The organism is Chitinophaga sp. 01L420 (assembly GCF_056399985.1).
The window spans coordinates 202002-221841 of sequence record NZ_JBFTSK010000005.1; the positions used below are offsets into that span (position 1 = coordinate 202002).

The window sequence follows — 19840 nt, forward strand, 5'->3', positions numbered from 1 at the left end:
GGACCGGTTGATTTAAAATTTGGCACTTACTCCGAATTGTAACATCCAGGTAGCGGGAGCATCAATGCCGATCACATTTACGTCTTCCGGATCAACTCCTTTCCAGGTTTGGCGATAGGGCGCCAGGATCATTGGATTTTTAACACCCACGTTCACCCGGAGATCCTGCATTCGCATACTTTTCACCAGCGCATCCGGGAAGGCGTAGTTGAGTGTAATACTCCTGATCTTAAAGAAAGAACCATCGAAATAACTCAGCGACTGGTAGTTGCTTGGTCTTTCCTGGTTGGCGTTGGGCCGTGGAAAATCGTTGGTAGGATTAGCCGGTGTATTATAGTCGATATTCAGGTTGTTATAACGTCCAAACAGGGTGTTATAATTCTGGTAGAAATCACTTTTAATCATGCTTCCTACACGTGCAAAGGCAACGATCGACAATTCAAATCCTTTATAGGAAAAACGCTGGGTGGTACCTGCAGACCATTTAGGCTCAGGAGATCCCAGGATCTGCCGGTCGTTCTTTGCATCGATCAGTGTATCGTTATTCACATCTTCCAGCCTGATCTCACCCGGTTTCAGGTTATAGTGTTTAGCCAGCTGGGCATCTTTATCCTGCCAAACACCGACCTTCTTAAAATCATAGTATACATAAGTAGGCTGACCTACAAACCAGGCATTTCCAACATCTGCGGTTCTGCCATCGCCAAGCGACAGGATCTTCGACCGGTTAAAGAACAGGTTAGCGTCCATTTTCCAGCTAAATCCTTTCGGATTGTCAATGATGGTGGCACTCACTCCAAATTCAAAACCACGGTTCTGGGAAGAGCCCAGGTTCATCAGCACTTCATTAAATCCATTGCTGAACGGGAGTGATTGAGGCATGAGCAGGTCAGTGGTATGTTGGTTATACCATTCCATCACACCGGTGATACGTCCATTCAGGAATCCGAAGTCAATACCAATGTCGGTAGAAGTAGTGGACTCCCAGGTAAGGTTTGGATTGCGCAGATCGAGTGGTACAAAGCCCAGTACGCCTTTATTTCCGAAGGAATAGGGAATCCGGCTCAGGTTACCCTGTGTTGCATATGGATTAATACCAGTGTTACCAATACGGCCGTAGCTTGCACGCAGTTTCAGGTTATCCAGGATATGCTGACCTTTCATCCAGCTTTCATTGATCATGTTCCAAGCTACTGCCACAGAAGGGAAATAACCCCATTTTTTACCGGGTGCGAAACGGGAAGATCCATCAGAGCGCAGGGTAAGGGTAGCGAGATAGCGGTCATCATAGCCATAGTTCAAACGACCCATGTAGGAAAGAATGGTCCAGGAACTGAGACCACTGGTTACCCCTGTTACGTTGAGTGACTGTCCCAGGTTGTAATACTGTTGCGATTCTACCGGTATACCTCTTACGTTGGTAGTAGAAAAATCGAGGTTCTGACGTTGAACACTGTATAAGCCGGTAAAGCCGATCGTATGTTTTTTGATCTCCTTGTTATAGGTCACAATGTTTTCGATAGTGTACGCCATGGTAGACGCATTTCCTTTGCTAGCCGTTGCATCGCCACCGCCAATCAGTAGGTTGGTATTGTTTTTACCCTGGAAAAGGCCATAGTTGTAATTCTGGATATCCGGCCCCACATTCAGGCGATATTTCAAACCATCTATGATTTCTACTTCAGCAAACAGGCTGGTGAAAATGCGGAAGCGTTTCATCAATTCAACACGGTTGCCAGGCACATAATCCAATAGCGGGTTAGGTTGCTGACTATCGCCGGTTGGATAAGTGATCAGTTTTCCGTTATCATCGTAAGGAGTGGCAATCGGCAGCATCTTCAGCGCATTGTCGATCCCGTTATAGGTTTCGCCGTTACGTTCACTGTAAGCGCCCAGGAGGGTAGCTCCTACACGAACACGATTGCCGATCAGCTGGTCGATCCCAAAATTGAAATTATAACGCTCATAACTTTGCAGTTTCAGTACACCCTGGTCCTTGAAGTAACCTAATCCTACGGTGTACTTCGTTTTATCTGTACCACCGGCTACGCTGAGACCGTGATTGGTTTGATATCCCGGGGAGATCATCAGTTTCTGCCAGTCTACGTTTGTACCTTTCTGGATATTGGCATATTCAACTGTGTTGAATATTTTTTTGTCTGATGCATCCGGATTGGCATCATCGTATTTGCCGATAGTGCGGTTGGCTTCACGGCGCATATCAATGAAGCGTTTGGCATCCATCATATCTGATTCCCCGAGCTGTTGCACATATCCATAGGAACCGGTGTAGGAAACTACTGGTTTTCCTTCCTTGCCTTTCTGGGTGGTAATGAGTACCACGCCATTAGCTCCTCTGGAGCCATAGATGGCCGTTGCGGAAGCATCTTTTAAAATATCCATCGATTGTATTACCCCCGTACCGATATCGCTAAGGGTCCCTGCGTATGGAATACCATCTACTACATAGAGGGGATCGTTGCCGGCGCGGAGGGAGCGACTACCGCGGATACGCACAGTGGGCTCATCACCGGGTTTGCTACTGTTGTTGAGTACTTCCACGCCGGGTGCGCGGCCCTGCAAAGCCTGCTGGGGGTTGGTTACCGGTACATCCTGTATAGATTTTGTGCCTACAGAGGAGATGGAGCCGGTTACATCCTTTTTCTTTTGCGAGCCGTAGCCCACTACTACGATTTCCTCGAGTTTTTTACGGTCTTCCTCCATCACCACCGAAATAGTCTTGTTGCCGGTGTAGGGTTCTTCATGTGAAGTAAATCCGATAAAAGTGAATACCAGTACAGCATTGGCAGGCTCTTTAATTTGCAGGCGGTAATGTCCTTTGGCATCAGTTTGGGTACCGGTATTTTTGCCTTTCAGTGACACCGTAACTCCGACGAGTGGAGTTTTCTGGGCGTCCAGCACATTGCCTTCTACAGTAATGATGTTGCCCTGAGACATGGTAAGTTGATGGAATAGCAGACAGGCTACCATACAGACCATACGTGAAAAATACTTTTTCATAACGTTGTTTAATGTGATTGTGGAATAAAGGGTACTTAAGTTAGATTATTGGCTGTCTCTTCAGGTTCTTCCTGGTAGCCAAAATAAGATAATTTTAGATTATTGCAATCGTTTGCATGTATTATTTTCGTGTCAATTACTGCAAATGCCCCAGTGGCCGGATTATCATTCAGTTAAAAAATAAAATCTTTTGCAATCGGTTGTAAAAATGAAATTCATTGATTATTTTGGACACCTTATTCCGTTTAAGTTATGAAAAAGACGATCCTTTTATGTGGCTCCCTACTGTGCATGTACGGTAGCCTTTTTGCTCAGAAAGCCCAGTGGCAGCAGCTTTTCAACGGTAAAGATCTGAAGGGCTGGAAACAGCTGGGGGGTGAAGCAAAATATAATGTGCAGAACGGTGAAATTGTGGGTACTACAGTACTGAACACACCGAACTCTTTTCTGGCAACAGACAAGGAGTATGGAGACTTTATCCTGGAGCTGGAATTCAAGCTGGGAAAGGAATTTAATTCCGGTATACAATTCCGCAGCCAAAGCAGATCCGATTATCAGAATGGCCGTGTATTTGGCTACCAGATGGAAATAGATCCTTCCGACCGTAAATGGAGCGGAGGTATATATGAAGAAGGTCGCAGGGGCTGGCAATACCCGATGGAACTGAATCCGGCGGGGCAGAATGCCTTCAAAAAGGATGGCTGGAATAAATACCGTATTGAGTGCCGCGGCAATGAAATGCGTACCTGGGTTAATGGTGTACCTACCGCTCACCTGGTAGATACTGCGCTGCCAAAGGGTTTCATCGCATTACAGGTACATGGTATCGGTAAAAATGCAGCAGATGACAACAAAAATATCTACTGGAAAAATATCCGCCTGATAGAAAATCCCGCGGCGTCCCAGTATTCTTCTTATGACAACATTTATGTAGTCAATAATGTAGACAATACCATTTCCGGTCAGGAAAAGAAAAACGGGTACCAGTTATTATGGGATGGCAAAACCAACAAAGGTTGGAGGGGCGTTTACAAAAAGGATTTCCCTACCAAAGGCTGGCATATGGAGAATGGAATATTAACCATTGGCCATTCTACAGGAGATGAAGAAGGCAGCGGCGGAGACATTATCACAGATAAACAATACGGCGCTTTCGAGCTGGAATTCACCTTCAAACTCACGCCAGGTGCGAACAGTGGGGTAAAATACTTTGTAAGCGAAACCTATGAAACAGGGGGTAAGTCGGCCATCGGGCTGGAGTACCAGGTACTGGATGACGAAAAGCACCCGGATGCAAAATTAGGACGCGACGGAAACCGCACGTTAGCAAGTCTTTACGACCTCATGACAAGAAAACAGGAAAAACGTGCCATCAACCCTATTGGAGAATGGAACAAAGGTCGTATTATTGTGTATCCAAATAATCACGTAGAACATTGGTTAAACGGGTTTAAGGTGCTGGAATATGAGCGGGGCTCCCAAGCCTTCAAAGATCTGGTGGCGATCAGCAAGTATAAAGACTGGAAGAATTTTGGCTTGTGGCCCGAAGGGCATATCCTTTTACAGGATCATGGTAATGAGGTTTCTTTCAAGAGTATTCGAATAAAAATTCTTAAATAATATTTTTTATCTTTTTTTTCATTGTTCACTGTTCTAAATAAGCATTCCGATTCTTCGGAATGCTTTTTTTCTTTAGAGAAAACGGTAAATTACTCCTTATTCACAACCCATCATCATGAATATGTTACAACAAAAAGGCTACCTGTTCCTGCTGGGAACCCTGCTTGCGGGGGCATGTCAGCAACAAAGCAGCCACAGTAATGCTTCGGCTGTGCAGGACTCCCTGCACCAGCTGGCCGCCCGTTACTATGACGAAAACATGGCCCTCAATCCTTTGCAGGCCACGCAAAACGGGGAAAATCAGTACAATGATCAGCTGCCTATAGACATCAGCGAAGGATTCCGTGCAAAAGCAGATTCCTTCTATGCCAGCTACCAGCAAGCCATCAAAGCCATTGACACTGCTGCACTTTCCGGCAATGACCGCATTACCTACGACATGTTGCAACGGGAGTTCAACATTAACCGGGAAGGACTGCGCTTTCATGATCACCTGATGCCGGTACAACAGTTTACCTGTTTGCCGCTCACCCTGGCGCAACTGGGCTCCGGATCTTCGGCCCAGCCTTTTAAAACGGAAAAGGACTATCACAACTTCATGCACCGTATGGAACAATTTGCCATATGGACAGATACCGCTATTGCCAATATGCGCCAGGGCATTGCCACCGGGTACGTATTGCCTAAAAGCCTGGTGGTGAAGGTAATTCCCCAGGTAGCTGACCTGGCAAAGAAAGATACTGCCAACAATGTATACTATGCCCCGATAAAAACTATTCCGGATTCACTGGGCGCTGCTGTAAAAGCGGGTCTGCGTACTGATTACGCCGCTGCCGTTGAAAAATACATCCTGCCATCTTACGCTAAACTGCGTGATTTCATGCAACAGGAGTATCTACCTAAAGCCCGTACCAGCAGTGGCATTGAAGCAATTCCGGATGGTGTGCCATACTATGCGTTTCTCATAAAAAGCTGGACTACTACCAATATGAAGCCTGAGGAAATTTATGCCCTGGGTGAAAAAGAGGTCGCCCGTATCCGTGGCGAAATGGAAACCGTAAAAAACAGCACCGGGTTCAAGGGTGATCTGCCAGCTTTCTTTGCATCTGTGCGTTCCGACAAAAAGCTGCGCATCTTCAAAACCCCTGCTGCGATCCTGGATTCTTTCAAAGCAATTGAAAACAAGATCATGCCTGGCGTTAAAAAGATGTACGGTCATCTCCCTAAAACAAAATTCGAAATCCGTCAAACGGAAGCCTACCGGGCTGCCTCTGCTTCTGCAGAATATATGCAGGGTAGTGCAGATGGCACCCGTCCCGGTGTATTTTACGTACCCATCCTGGATGCGGCTACCTTTTCCTACACCGGCATGGAATGTCTCTTTTTGCATGAAGCCATTCCTGGTCACCATTTCCAGATCTCCCTGCAGCAGGAAAATGATTCCCTGCCTAAGTTCCGCCGTTTCTCGTGGGTTGGCGCCTATGGTGAAGGATATGCCCTGTATTGCGAAAGTTTAGGAAAAGAGCTGGGCCTGTATACTGATCCATATATGTACTTTGGCCGATTAACCGATGAAATACACCGCGCTATCCGTTTAGTCGTGGATGTTGGTTTACATGCCAAGGGCTGGACCCGCGAGCAGGCCATCAAATATATGATGGACAACGAACCGTTATCTGAACAGGAAGCCACCGCTGAAATAGAGCGCTATATGGCTATTCCGGCGCAGGCGCTTTCCTATAAAATTGGTGAGCTGAAGATCCGTGGCCTGCGGAATAAGTATGCCAGCGAATTAGGTGGTAAATTCAACTTATCTTCTTTTCATGATGAGTTGCTGAAAGATGGTTGTGTACCACTTTCTGTGCTGGAACAAAAGATGGCCCGCTGGGCGGCAGCACAACATTAAGCATAAAGCAAAAGGCATAAAGCAAAAAGCCATTGAAGCGGGTACAGTATCCACTTCAATGGCTTTTTGCTTTATGCCTTTTGCTTTACGCTCTTCAGATACTGATTAAATTTTGATTAAGAAAAAAATCAGTATTCCGGTAAAAGGCGCACTGATTGAGGGTGACACTATTCTCTTGCCTGCAAACTGATACTTTTTAACATTCAGTATTGCGTTTTATTTCCTATTTTTATATGGCAGTTTCATTCACTATTTACAGCTTAGATTTACCTAAACCACACATACTTCATATTTTAATATGTTAGTCTGTGCATGTAAACTATTCGGCAAACTTGTCGTTCTAAAAAACGGCGTTATATAATATTCTTTAAAACCTGCTGTTATGTTTGATCACACCCTCGATTTATGCCGGTCACTCCCGGCGGTCATCACTGAAAAAAAGTGGGACAATGAGCTGCGCTTTTATGTAGGCGAAAAATTATTCTGCATGATTTCTCTGGAGCCACCGCACCGGGTGTCATTTAAATGCAGTCAAACGCAATTTCATCAGTTGATTTCAAGACCTGGCATTGTGCCTGCACCTCATCTGGCGCGGTATCACTGGGTACAGTTGAAACAGGAAGATATGTTGCCGGAGCCAGAGCTGGAAACTTTTCTGCATAATGCTTATGAGATCATCGTGAGCTCCCTGCCACCATTTGAGCAGGAAGCCATCCATAAGATGAAGGCACACGCCTGATTATTTCCAGATGGTAAAGAAGATATCGTATACGCCGAATACGATAAGGGTGAGTGCAAATAATTTTTCAAGGGCAGGTGTTTTCATTTTAACAGCTGTTTTGGCGCCCAGGTAAGAAGCAGGAAAAGCAGTGAGCGATAACAGCAGAGCAATATTCCAGTCTATATGACCCAGCCACCAGTGTGTTAATGCACCTGGTACCGATAAAACAGCCGACAACACTACTGCACAGGCAAGTGCCTGCTTAATCGGCATTTTCAATTTTTTAATAAAGAAGGAGCTGAATAAGATACCTCCTGCATTTGCCAGCAATCCCGACAAAAAGCCGATGAATAAAGCGGCTATGATCAGTTTACCTGCTGGCACATCTCCACTTTCCACCCGTACATCTCCAACAGGTTTACCCCGCATAAAGGAATACATCAGGGAAAGGCCGGTAGCCATAATAAACAAGGCAGTCATGATCATCAGTGATTTCCCGGGCAAATAACTACTGAGCCAGGAACCAATAATCGTGGCAGGGACGCCAAAAGCAGCCCCCAGCAGGATCACCCGCTTGTTGAATAACTTCTCTTTGCGGTACACTGCCGTAGCAGACAAAGTACTGGTAATAGACGCCGGTAAAGGCGATGCCAGTGCAAAAAAAGGATTAACGCCGGCAAATATCTGCAGGGCGGGTGTGCTGATGGCACTGCCTCCTTTACCCAATAAACCAGATAAATAGCCTACTACTAAGCCTATCAGTAATACTGACAGGTATTGAGATTGTTGTAAAAACTCCATTCAATCATCCCTCCGGGAACGCGCAACTTCGTGGTTGGTGTGGTTGGTTATAAAAAATTACAGGTACACCAAAAATAGGCTAACATCATTCCACGAACAAATAATACGGATAACTAAAAGTTATGGGAGATAACAAGATATTATATTTATTGCTAGTCTATAAACGTAATAGGAGAAAGGGTTTGAAGATATGTGAAGATACGGAATTTTGAGATCCGACAATTGAAAGGAATCGTAATTTTTTCAAAAACAACTTTTGCTTTCTTATCACCGACACTCAAAATTCCGTCATTATTTATGCTTTGGGAGCCCAGCCTTTTTCATATTCTCTTTCCCACATTTTCATGGCTTCTTTATCATTGAGGATATGACCATTGGTAGGATCGGTATGAAGAATACGGCCGGAACGCTGTGCAATATTACCGAGCAAACAGAGCAGGGTGCTGCGGTAACCGATATTGATTTCGGAATTAAGCGAGGCATTCCCACGAATGCTTTCCAGGAAATTACTGATATGCACAGCATCGTAGAATTCACCGGCAGGACTAACGGTATTGGTTACACTCTGATTAGGATTAGCTGCCTGTTTTACTTCTTTGATCACTTTGCCTTTAGGGTCGATGAGTTTGTAGCTGTCGCCACCTGAGTTATACAGACTTCCGTTTTCACCGAACAATGCAAATCCGCGGCCACTGCCTTCCAGGTTAAAAGGGCTGCAGCTGCGGCCTTCCCAGGCAATTGCTTTGCCGCCTTCAAATTCGAAGTTGAGGGTTTGTGTATCTGGTGTTTCCCAATCGTCTTTCGGATAAGCGTAACGCCCCCCTGCAGAAGTTACTTTTGTGGGGAATTCCACGTCCATAAACCAACGGAGACAGTCCAGTTCATGGGTGGCATTATTGCATGTTTCAGAGGTGCCCCAGTTCCAGCGCCAATGCCAGTTGTAATGCACAATATTATCCAGGTAATCGCGGCGTGGCGCAGGGCCCTGCCATAAGTCCCAATCCAGTGTAGCAGGCACCGGGATCTTTTTACCGATACCAATAGGTTCCCGGCTATTTACATACCATCCCCTTCCATAATATACTTTTCCTAGTACCTGTTGCTCTTTTACTTCCTTTACTGCCTGTTGGAGGTTAGGCCAGGAACGGCGCTGGTTCCCCATTTGCACGAGGCGGTTGTATTTTTTGGCAGCGGCTAACAGTATTTCTCCTTCGCCAGGATTGTGTGCACAGGGCTTTTCCACGTATACATGCTTACCTGCGGCAGTAGCCATTATGGCTGCCGGTGCATGCCAATGGTCTGGTGCTGCTACTATCAACGCATCAAAATCTTTCCGTTCCAGTAATTTGCGGATGTCTTTAATAACGGTGGGCTTCCTATCCTGCGCGCCTGCAACGGCTTTGAGCCCCTTTGCAATAGCGCCGTCTTCCACGTCGCATATATAGCCAATTTCAGCACCAGGCAGTTTAGCCGCACATTGTGCCAGCCAGTTTCCCCTGGAGTTGACACCCATTACTCCCAGCACCAGTTTATTACTGGGTGCATTTTTCCCGAAAACAGGAAAGTTGAGAATGGTGAGTCCTGCTCCTAAACCGGCCATGCTACCGGTTTTCAGAAAATCTCTTCTTTTCATAACGACAGATATTTATTCTTGGTTGTTCTAAAAAGCAATCGGTTGCATGAATGTAAAAAATTAATTCCCGGAATTATAGAAATTTTGATGAGAGGAAGGAAGGGGATTTTTTAATGATCAGCGTAATCCTGAAAATCAGGAGAAGTCAACATCCTTGGCTATACTAAAAGGTTAAGTTCGCAGCAACACGCCCCGGTGCAAAGGTCACCTGCATGGCATCAAACTTTTGATAGAGGGCTTTCCCATGGCGATGGTGGATCGTGAGGTTCACCGCATCATATAACAGCAGGAAACCGCCCTGCAGGATGATAGAAGTACCATAGCCTTTCCAGCGGTGCTGTTCTTTACCGCTTTGATTTTTTCCGTATTCCCGGGCATAGAGCCCGCCCAGGATGTAGGCAACGTCCAGTGCGCCGTTTACCAGGTATATCTTTTCTATCTTGTTTTGTTCTTTAATGCTGCCCTGCATATTATAGTCACCGGGATTGAGTTTGCGGTTGCCGAGGTAACCGGCGGTGGCGATACTCAGGTTCACCACATTCCAGATGGCATTCATCTGATAAAAGTATTTGGCTTCCCCACTGGTTTGCCCCATGGCGATCAATCCTGTAGCGATATTGGCGACAGCCCAACCTTCCAGTACGATCATGGCGGTTTTAGTAGTTTGTATGCGTTCCCGGTTAAATTTTTCTAGGTACAAACTATCCTGCGCCATTAGCCTTGCAGCCAATAGCAGCAAGATTATCAGGGCACCACCATATTTATGCATACAAATTATTTACCTGTCAGCTGATTCCATATCACCTCATATACGTCAGTTGCCTGCAATTGGGTTTTGGAAACAGGATTAGGGCTGATGACCACTGCGTGGTAGTCAGGATTCTCCTCCAGACGGCCGTGGGAGCCTTTAATCAGGGTAGCATCCAGCGGTATCACATTCATCAGGTAACGGAAGCCCAGCTTCTTTTTCAGGAGCTTGCCGGCAGCCTTCAGTTTGATGAGCGGATCTGCAGGATCCATGAACATCTCCACCGGGTCATAGCCTGGTTTACGGAAGATATCCACGAGACGCGCAAAGTCAGGTGCTTTGACATCATCCATCCAGTAGTAATAAGTAAACCAGCTGTTGGCATCTGCCACGGCTACCAGGTCACCGGTACGGGCGTGGTGCAGCTGATGCTGACGTTTACCTTCCCTGTCCAGCACCAGTTGTACTCCAGGCACATTTTCCAGGATGGTACGTACTTTTTTGTAACAGGATGGATCGTTGATATAGATATGAGCAATCTGGTGATCCGCTACTGCAAAAGCTTTGGAAGCGCCTGCATCCAGCAGTTCCAGTCCATTTTCTACGCGCAGCGCCAGGAGGCCTTCCTGTCTTAAAATCCTGTTCAGGTGGATAGGATTATTCACATTCGTGATTCCGTATTCAGACAATACGATCGGATCACAATTTTGTTGCTGATAGTAGGTAATTAACTGTTTGACTACCGCATCTATTTCGCTTAATTCCTTTGCATTGCGCACCGGATCCTGTCCGAATTTCTGTAGACAGTAATCCAGGTGAGGCAGGTAGATGAAGGTAAGCGTAGGATTATATAATTTATCAGTGAGAATAGATGCATCAGCTATCCACTGGCTGGATTTAATGCTGGCTGTTGGGCCCCAGTAATTAAACAGGGGGAACTTGCCCAGTTGCTCCGTCAGGTAATCCCTTAGGGTAGCCGGAGAAGTATAACAGTCCGGTACTTTACGGCCATCAGAAAGATAGTTGGGACGTGGAGTGAGAGAGTAATCCACATTGGCATACATATTATACCACCAGCACATTTGCGAACAGGTAAAGTAAGGATCCAGCTTCCTGGCGCGGTCCCAGATCTTAGGTGCGTCTACCAGTTTGTTGGATTGTTTCCAGAACTTTACTTCCGCATCTGTTCTGTCGTACCAGCCATTGCCTACAATTCCATGCTCACTGGGCCATTGGCCGGTAAGATACGTACTTTGCACCGACGTGGTGAGTGCCGGTAACATGGGTTTCACCGTAGCCAGGTGGTGCTGCTGCGTATAAGCCTTTATAAAAGGCAGGTGCTCCAACAGAGAAGCGGAGAGCCCCACTACATCAATTACTACTGTCTTTCTCATAGATTCAATCGCTGTTACAATTCCGGCATAAAGCTATCATTCCCGATGGACAATTCCAAGAGGCGGTTGCCTTGGCTTTTAGCCGTTAGCTTTTAGCGAAATGCAGCGAAGTTGATGATCTATAATGTTGTCTTCGCTGCATTTCGCTAAAAGCTAAAAGCTAACGGCTAAAAGCTGCTCTTTAATCCAGTTTAGTTCCCGGGAAACAGATAGCGACATCTCCTGTTTTAATTCAGGTGGTAGCACATCCCAGGTGTATGTTTCTACTTCCAGGTGCGATGTAAAAGGTTGTTGTTTTTGTAACGCCAACACCTGTTTAATATCTTCCTGGGTAGATTGCAATACTCCGAACTTGTCAAGAAATACCGGTACATGAAAATGGGAGCGCCATTCTGTTACGGCCGGATTATCCTCATCAGCCAAGGCTTCCGGCAGATCAGGATAATGAATAAAGGTGCCATCATTTTTCCTGGCAATTACCTGGTGCAAATATACCGGCTCATTAAATTTACGAAAAGCATTGGTCACTTCTTTTCGTGCAGCCGTATCCGTTGGCATGCCGGCTTTCAGTGCAGCACTGATCTGTAGCTTACCTACTTTCAGGCCATGGTGTTGCAGGCGCTCCAGCACACGATGTGGTGGTTCATATACCAGTGCAAAATGACAAACATCATAGCACAATTGAATATGCGATTTGATGATATCTGCTGCCTCCTGATCTTCTACATTAAATTTCTCTTTAATAAACGGAATACCTGCCGGCAATAATTCCTCGAAATACCAGCTGATATATTCGCTGGTATTTTCCATCAGTCCATCTGGCTCCGGTTCTACATCCAGATGCATCAAAGGTCCGCCACTACGGTGAATACGCACCAGTTGCTCCAGTACCAACAGCATATTTAACGTGGCGCTTTCTGTAAAGGAGTTTTTCTCCTCTTCACAACGGTTGCACCAGAATTTATAGGTAAGGGGGTTGGTAGAAATACCGCCTTCCATACCGGCAGGTAATAAAGCAGCCAGTATGCGAAACAGGCGAATGGTATAGGCTACCCGATCGGCGCTGGTCCAGTCGGGTGCATGTACTTGGTCTTTCACCACTACATTGTGAAAGCCGCCGTACGGAAAACCATTCATGGTAAACACATAACAATCTTCTGCCTTCAGCCATTGCTGAAATTCCCTCAATTGCCCTTCCTTACTCAGTTCCAGGCTGGCGGTATTGGCCAGGCGCAGGCCTATGCCGAAAGGCTGATCAGGAGATACCTGTTGTTTGATAGCAGGTATAAATTTTTTCAGCTGCGCAAAATGATCACCCCAGTTTTCGCCGGGATGAATATTTGTGCAGTAGGTAAGATGCCCGGCTGCTGTTTTCATTATTGATTATTTTTACAGATATCCACTGCTTTGTATAGCAGCTCCAGATCCATTTCGTGTACTTCTTCTCCTTTACCGACAGTACGCAACAGGGAAATTGTTAAGCGTCCTCCGAGGTGTTCACGGAATTCTTCCAGGCCCACTACAACCGGAGACGGTTTGCCATCCTGCTTTTCCAGCAATGGATGCCAGATGGGCAATTTCATATTTTTTAATACTGCGAGAATGCGTTGCATGTCTGATTCCGGCAGCCAGCCTAACAGGAACGAATATACGCTGTCTACCGCGATACCGATAGATACTGCTTCCCCATGACGTAATTCGAAGTTGGTGAGTTGCTCCAGTTTATGCGCACTCCAGTGCCCGAAGTCCAATGGACGGGACGAGCCGCTTTCAAACGGATCACCGGCGCCACCTATATGTTGTACGTGGAGTTCGGCGCAACGGTAAATCAGTTCCTGCATAGCAGGCATATCACCGGCGGTCATCGCCACTGCATTTGCCTCTATCCGGTTAAAGAAAGCCGCATCTTTTATGAGGGCCACTTTCACCGCTTCCACCATACCGGAGCGCCAGTCGCGGGAGTCCAGCGTGGTTAAAAATACAGGGTCATTAAACACCGCAGCCGGCGGCGCAAAGGAACCCAGGAAATTTTTCTTCCCCTTATAGTTTACGCCGTTTTTTACGCCTACACCCGAATCATTCTGTGATAATACGGTAGTAGGTATGCGGATATGCTTTACCCCGCGATGGGAAATCGCCGCCGCAAATCCTACCAGGTCCAACAGAGAACCTCCACCGATGCCGATCACATAAGAGTGACGGTCAATGCCATATTTATCAATGGCATCTACCAGGCTGAAAAGCAATGGCAGATCATTCTTTACGCTTTCTCCACCGGTGATGGTAACAATTTCCGGGGCCAGCTGAAAGCCGCGCACCTGTTGGAAATAAGTGTTGATTTGCTGTGTGAGCTGTGGGTGGTGTGCCGCTACACCTCCGTCTAATATTACGAGTAACTTTTTAACATACGCTTCTTCTGCTTTGGATTCCAGAAAAGAAGCTAAACATGCATTGGCAGGATCAAATAAATTACTGCTAAAGAAAACTCCGTAAGAAAAGTTTACATTGAAATTTTGTTGAATATATTCCATGGCTTATTCCGCATCGTCTGACTTTAAAAAACTATAGCTTTTAAAAGTACATAGAAAAATGCGATTTTTCATAAAGAATAAGGCTCCGGGAACGGAGCCTATTCCTTGGGGTTAGCCGGTAGAATCTTTTATCGGTATGCAAAGAAATCAGTTTTTAGCCCGATAGCCAACAGTACAAACCGTCATTTTACAAATTGCGTAGTTCTACTGGCATAAACCATTAGTCGAAAAACGCTTTACTACAAAGGGTTTCAGCGCTACCCCCCTATATCATTCATGGTACCTGTAGCCGTTCAGCCATACCCTATTGCGTATTAAAACAGAATTAATGACCTTTATGCCACTGTAGAATAATTGTCAGTTCTACAGCCCAAAAATTAAATTGTTTGACCCAAAACCGGAACATGGTACTCCCATGTTGTAAACCCCTGTAACATTGGTTGTTATTCACATCTTTTGTTGCATGCTGAATATTTGTCGCGCACCACGCTGACAGGGATTGCTATTCGGTCACCTGCCGGGATTATTTATTATGCTAACCAATAAACATTGGATTATTAACAATGCAACCCCATGGTTGTCAAAGTGTATCAGAGATGTTGAGAATATTATTATTTGTTTGTTGTATTGCCTTATGTAGCAGGCAGTCTTTATCGGCACAATCGCCCGACAGTATATTGCGGATGCGCAAATCTTATAAAGCGCTCAACGATTCACTGGCAGGAAATGTGATGCGCAGTAATGTGCAACAGCTGGAAATGCAGTACCAGAGAGAAAAGAAAGATCGTGACCTGGCGGTAAAAAAATGGCAGCTGGCACAAAAAGATCTGCTCCTGCAACAAAAGAATACCTGGATCGGTGTTTTCCTTTCAGGAGGGCTCCTATTACTCGTGGTAGCCTTATTGATATGGCAGAAGTTACAACACCGACATCATTTGCAGCAGCAACAATTACAGACGATGGAAATAGAAAAAACGGTGCAGGTACTGGAAGCCATGATGCACGGCGAAGAAAAGGAACGTACCCGGCTATCGAAAGATCTACACGATGGGATAGGCGGTTTATTATCGGCGGTGAAGATGCATTTCTGCGCACTCAAATATGAACGTACTTATCTACAGCAGGACAAAGGATTTAACCATGCACTCGGGATGCTGGATGATGCGATTGGAGAAGTRCGTAAAACTGTCCATAACCTGATGCCGGAAATACTGGCGCGTATGGGGCTTGCGGGAGCACTGGAATTTTTCTGCAACAACGTAAGTCACTCCCGTCAGTTACAGATCAGTTGCTATACATCCGGTAATATGCAACGGTTCAAGGGAAATTTTGAACTTTCTGTTTACCGGATTGTGCAGGAACTGATCAACAATATTATCAAACACGCACATGCCACGGAAGCCTTGGTGCAGATCACACAGCATGATCAACTGCTCAGCATTACAATAGAAGACAATGGCGTTGGCTTTGAAAATATAGGAAAAAGTACGAATGGTATGGGATTAAAAAATCTGCATACAAGGATCAAGTCATTAAACGGACACCTCACCCTGACTGCTACACCAGGTTGCGGCACTACCGTGTATATAGAATTTAACATTGCCATTATGCAGTTGATGGAAATGGAGCCTTCGTTTTAATACCAGATGATATGCAAATCAAAATCGCTATTACAGATGACCACCTGTTGGTTATCAGCGGACTAAAAGCCATGCTGGCACCGTATTCCCATATTTCAGTAGTATATGAAAGTAATATGCCTGGTGCGCTGATGGCTGCATTACCTGCCGCACAACCGGATGTGTTGCTGCTGGATATCCAGATGCCGGAATTAGATGGCATGGAATTATGCAGGCAGGTAAGAAAAACGCATCCGGCGATTAAAATTATTGCACTGAGTACTTTTATGGATTCGCACTATATCCGGCAGATGATGCGCAATGGTGCTACCGGCTATTTGCTAAAAAATACCGATCCGGACAAACTAGTTAACGCTATTGAGAAAGTGAATGCAGGGGAACAATTTCTGGACGACCTTATCCAGCATCAATTGCTGCAGGAAATGATTACTGGTCAAAAGCGGTTGGGGTACGACATTCCGCTTACCCGCAGGGAAAAGGAAATTTTAAAACTGATTGCGGAAGAACATTCCAACCAGGAGATTGCCAACCTGTTGTTTATTAGTTTACGTACCGTAGAAACGCATCGGCTTAACCTGACACAGAAACTGGCCGTAAAAAATACAGCCGGCTTAGTAAGAGAAGCGATAAAAAGAGGAATAGTGGAATAGCTTTTAGCCATTAGCTTTTAGCTTTTAGTCATTAGCGTTTAACCATTAGCTTTAAACCATTAGCTTTTAGCGTTTCAAATCAGCGGTACTAACAGCTATACGCTAATGACTAAAAGCTAAAAGCTAATGGCTAAAAGCTGTTTCATGTTACTGCGAAAAGTTTCCCCAGCACCAGTGATACCGGCAGGAATAATAGTACAATCAATGCAAATGGTAAAGTAGCAAAAGCGGCAATCCATGCGGCATTCATGGCAATGAGTGCAATGATGCCTCCTTTTACGGCTTTTCCTATATTAGGGCCGGAAGGATCTTTCATTGCTTTGAACAATGGTACATTGATCATTATTGCAAAGAGCAGAATGAAAGGCAGGGCAGTCCAGATGCGATGATGGAGGAAGGCGAGCAATCCCATAGTAATGTATACTACAGCATAGCCAACAGCAGTGAGGCGTAGGCTTTTTACGCTGCCTCCATGTACTTCTCCTCTGCTGATATTGGTAACAGCTGCAATGTACAGAATGGGAATAAAGCCCATCCACCAGTAGGCTTGCAGTGCATCGGGAACGATGCTGATGCCCAGCAGCAGATTAAGTCCGCGACACAGACCCATGTTAAACGGGCCTAAAAAATGATGATGTTTCCCCCATTTGTTATATATGAGGGCGCTCGCCGCCACACCTATGGCCAACCAGCCGGAATAACCGGTGAGGCGTCCTACTGAAAAAGCGGCCAGTATACCTACCAGGAGTAAGTAACTACCGAGTATGATGGCCTGGGTTTTGGATATCACACCGCTTGGAATCGGTCTTTCCGGGCGTTCGGTACTATCCAGTGTTGCATCAAATACATCATTGAATACTACGCCACCGCCGTACAGGCCAATGGTGGCCAAGCAAAGACAAACTACGGGCAGTGTAAAATCCAGAGTGAGCGTGTCGAACGAAACATTTATGAAATAGCCGGATATAGCTACGCCCGCCAATATATCTGCAATTGCAGTGACGATATTGGCTGGTCGCATCAGGCGCAGGTATCCTATCAATTTGCTAGCAATATAACTCACCGTATAATTAGGTTTTCATGGTTCATTGCCAGCAGAGACGAATCTGTCAGGCCTTTACCGGATGATGGTCGTGTTTTTGTTAATTCGAGGTTGCTGTCCTCCACGTAATACAGAGCTTCCGTTGAATTTCTCACTTTGATCAATATTTCCTGCAATTTCAAAATCTGCTTCATTAATCTGGCCGCTCTGAGCAAAGGCTTTTACAGCATTGGTGTAAGTTACCAAATGAATATCATTCAAGTCAATACCACTTTCGTGCATTAAGGCAGCGGTTTTAGGAACAGCCAGCGGATCGCTGATACCCCAGTCTGCAGCGGAGTTGACCATGATACGTTCACTTCCGTACTGCTTAACCACCGCTACCATGCGTTCATTCCCCATTTTAGTGAATGGATAGATCGTAAATGCAGCCCAGAAGCCACGATCGAGTACTTCTTTCACTGTTTCCTCGTTATTATGATCTACAATGATCATGTGAGGCTCGAGTCCATGCTCCAGTGCAATATCCATACTGCGCTGGGTTCCTTTTTTCTTATCGCGGTGAGGTGTATGGATTTGTACCGGTAAACCCGCTTCCTTGGCCAGTTCCAGCTGAGCACGATAATATTTTTCTTCCAGGGGCGTCTGATCATCAAAGCCTATTTCGCCTACACCCACTACGCCTTCCTTGTAAATGAACTGCGGAAGTATTTCCATCACAGCTTCCGCCAGCTTTTCATTATTGGCTTCTTTGGAGTTGAGTCCAATGGTGCAATAGTGTTTAATGCCAAACTGGGAAGCGCGGAAACGCTCCCATCCCAGCAGGCTGCTGAAATAATCGCGGAAGGTATCTACCCCGGTTCTTGGTTGTCCTAACCAGAATGCAGGTTCAATAATAGCCACTACACCGGCATCGGCCATTGCCTGGTAATCATCGGTAGTACGGGCAGTCATATGCACATGCGGATCAAAAAAACGCATGCCTTTTATTTTATCGAGGAAAGCAGGTGTATAAGTGAGGGGTTGAAGATCTTTTTCTGTTAAATCATGAATTCCGCACATATCAAATCAATTTTATTATTTTATTTTAATATTTTTTGCGCCAATGTATTCCAGGTAAGGCTACCATCCTCAATTTCCGCCTGCAATGCGGGAGATTGTGCCAGCAATTCCTTTGCAGGAGCGTAGTTACTTTGTGCACATACCAGTGCAGCAGCTTCTTTTTCAGTACTATTCAGAGAATGCCAGATGCGGGTAACATCTCCCAGATTATCTTCATTCACAAAATTTACCAGTAAGCGCCACTGCATGGGATCCACTGTTCTGCCGGCGGCCCAGCGTTCGTGGGCAAAATCCACGAGGATGTTTACCAATGGGAGGTTAGACCGTTCATCCAGGCCTATAATGAGGTGTAATGGTTTATCGGTGAAGATCGCCTTCATAACCAGCTGGTTCCAGGCGGGTTCCGGAAGATATTTTGCGGGATAGGGATTACGAAGCATGATAGCTTCCTGTACAATACCTATATTAGACCTGATCCCTTCGGAGGTGCGGGCAATCCACTCTTCCGGCCATGGGAGCAGCGGCAGTGCACTGTATAAAGCGGCCAGCTCATTCATTTCAGCAGCATTAAACAGTTTTTCCAGGGTATCCATGTAAACCAGCTTATCCGTTACCGGTAGCTGAAGGAGCCACCAGACACGCGCAAGGCGATCTAACGTCCACCCCTCTACGAAGAATGAAGGCAACAGCTGTTGCAACTGTTCATTTTCCAACGGTGAAAGTGTAATGATTTCTTTACCTGTGAAGCGTGGAATAGCTGTAAAAGTTTGATTGAACTGGGGGATGCCACCGGATTGTTGCTGCAATTGCAAGCGTTGCTGCAGCCAGATATTTGCTTTCTCGTTACCCTTGTTCTTAATGATCGTACTAAGCAGCGTGCTCACTTTATCCTGATCGTATACATATTCAGCCACTGATATATCCTGTTTAAAATAATAATGCTGATTTCCCACTAAAATTAACCCCTAATAATGGGATTTTCAGAATTCGCCTGCTTTTTTATGATAGGTGGCAAAAAAAGAATATTAAACCGTTTACCTGAGCGGTTGAGCGATGGGTATATAAATAAAA

The 19840-nt window shown here is 45.6% G+C and carries 15 protein-coding genes; 5 read left to right on the forward strand and 10 right to left on the reverse strand.

Features of this window, described 5'->3' with window-relative positions:
- Positions 1-12: 12 nt before the first annotated feature.
- Entirely contained in the window at positions 13-3021 is a 3009-nt protein-coding gene (locus AC1DP6_RS07265; RefSeq protein ID WP_477054220.1) for a SusC/RagA family TonB-linked outer membrane protein, read from the reverse strand.
- 252 nt (positions 3022-3273) lie between these two features.
- Here AC1DP6_RS07265 and AC1DP6_RS07270 point away from each other — a divergent pair, with 252 nt between their 5' ends.
- The 3 genes from AC1DP6_RS07270 to AC1DP6_RS07280 all read left to right on the forward strand — a co-directional run bounded on the left by AC1DP6_RS07270 (position 3274) and on the right by AC1DP6_RS07280 (position 7286).
- Positions 3274-4641, forward strand: a complete 1368-nt coding sequence (locus AC1DP6_RS07270) for a 3-keto-disaccharide hydrolase (protein WP_477054221.1) — start codon at positions 3274-3276, stop codon at positions 4639-4641.
- Between the two features lie 115 nt (positions 4642-4756).
- Positions 4757-6547, forward strand: coding sequence for a DUF885 domain-containing protein (locus AC1DP6_RS07275; RefSeq protein WP_477054222.1), 1791 nt, complete (start codon positions 4757-4759; stop codon positions 6545-6547).
- Between the two features lie 382 nt (positions 6548-6929).
- Positions 6930-7286 carry an MmcQ/YjbR family DNA-binding protein gene (locus AC1DP6_RS07280; RefSeq protein WP_441573420.1) on the forward strand — a complete coding sequence of 119 codons (357 nt, stop codon included), beginning with the start codon at positions 6930-6932 and terminating at the stop codon, positions 7284-7286.
- Here AC1DP6_RS07280 and AC1DP6_RS07285 read toward each other — a convergent pair whose 3' ends face one another.
- The 6 genes from AC1DP6_RS07285 to AC1DP6_RS07310 form a co-directional block, all read right to left on the reverse strand.
- A complete protein-coding gene (locus AC1DP6_RS07285) occupies positions 7287-8069 on the reverse strand; it encodes a sulfite exporter TauE/SafE family protein (protein WP_477054223.1) in 783 nt (260 codons plus the stop codon).
- Between the two features lie 295 nt (positions 8070-8364).
- Positions 8365-9702, reverse strand: a complete 1338-nt coding sequence (locus tag AC1DP6_RS07290) for a Gfo/Idh/MocA family protein (protein ID WP_477054224.1) — start codon at positions 9700-9702, stop codon at positions 8365-8367.
- A 163-nt stretch (positions 9703-9865) separates the two neighbouring features.
- Positions 9866-10471, reverse strand: coding sequence for a DUF6992 family protein (locus AC1DP6_RS07295; protein WP_477054225.1), 606 nt, complete (start codon positions 10469-10471; stop codon positions 9866-9868).
- 5 nt (positions 10472-10476) lie between these two features.
- A complete protein-coding gene (locus AC1DP6_RS07300) occupies positions 10477-11844 on the reverse strand; it encodes an alkaline phosphatase family protein (RefSeq protein ID WP_477054226.1) in 1368 nt (455 codons plus the stop codon).
- Between the two features lie 153 nt (positions 11845-11997).
- The gene (gene eboE, locus AC1DP6_RS07305; RefSeq protein WP_477054227.1) at positions 11998-13221 is read right to left on the reverse strand and encodes a metabolite traffic protein EboE; all 1224 of its coding nucleotides are present in this window, start codon (positions 13219-13221) and stop codon (positions 11998-12000) included.
- Entirely contained in the window at positions 13221-14375 is a 1155-nt protein-coding gene (locus AC1DP6_RS07310) for a 3-dehydroquinate synthase (protein WP_477054228.1), read from the reverse strand. The genes eboE and AC1DP6_RS07310 overlap by 1 nt, the downstream gene beginning before the upstream one ends.
- Positions 14376-14971: 596 nt before the next feature.
- Between AC1DP6_RS07310 and AC1DP6_RS07315 the strand changes: the two genes are divergently transcribed.
- Entirely contained in the window at positions 14972-16015 is a 1044-nt protein-coding gene (locus AC1DP6_RS07315; protein WP_477054229.1) for a sensor histidine kinase, read from the forward strand.
- Positions 16016-16026: 11 nt separating this feature from the next.
- Positions 16027-16665, forward strand: coding sequence for a response regulator (locus tag AC1DP6_RS07320; protein ID WP_477054230.1), 639 nt, complete (start codon positions 16027-16029; stop codon positions 16663-16665).
- 142 nt (positions 16666-16807) lie between these two features.
- Here AC1DP6_RS07320 and eboC read toward each other — a convergent pair whose 3' ends face one another.
- Genes eboC through AC1DP6_RS07335 form a run of 3 tightly spaced genes read right to left on the reverse strand, consistent with a single transcriptional unit; the run spans position 16808 to position 19683 of the window.
- Complete coding sequence (eboC, locus tag AC1DP6_RS07325) at positions 16808-17728, reverse strand: UbiA-like protein EboC (protein WP_477054231.1); 921 nt, start codon at positions 17726-17728, stop codon at positions 16808-16810.
- Between the two features lie 54 nt (positions 17729-17782).
- A complete protein-coding gene (locus AC1DP6_RS07330; protein WP_441573410.1) occupies positions 17783-18769 on the reverse strand; it encodes a TatD family hydrolase in 987 nt (328 codons plus the stop codon).
- A gap of 20 nt (positions 18770-18789) precedes the next feature.
- Complete coding sequence (locus AC1DP6_RS07335; RefSeq protein WP_477054232.1) at positions 18790-19683, reverse strand: EboA domain-containing protein; 894 nt, start codon at positions 19681-19683, stop codon at positions 18790-18792.
- Positions 19684-19840: the final 157 nt, after the last annotated feature.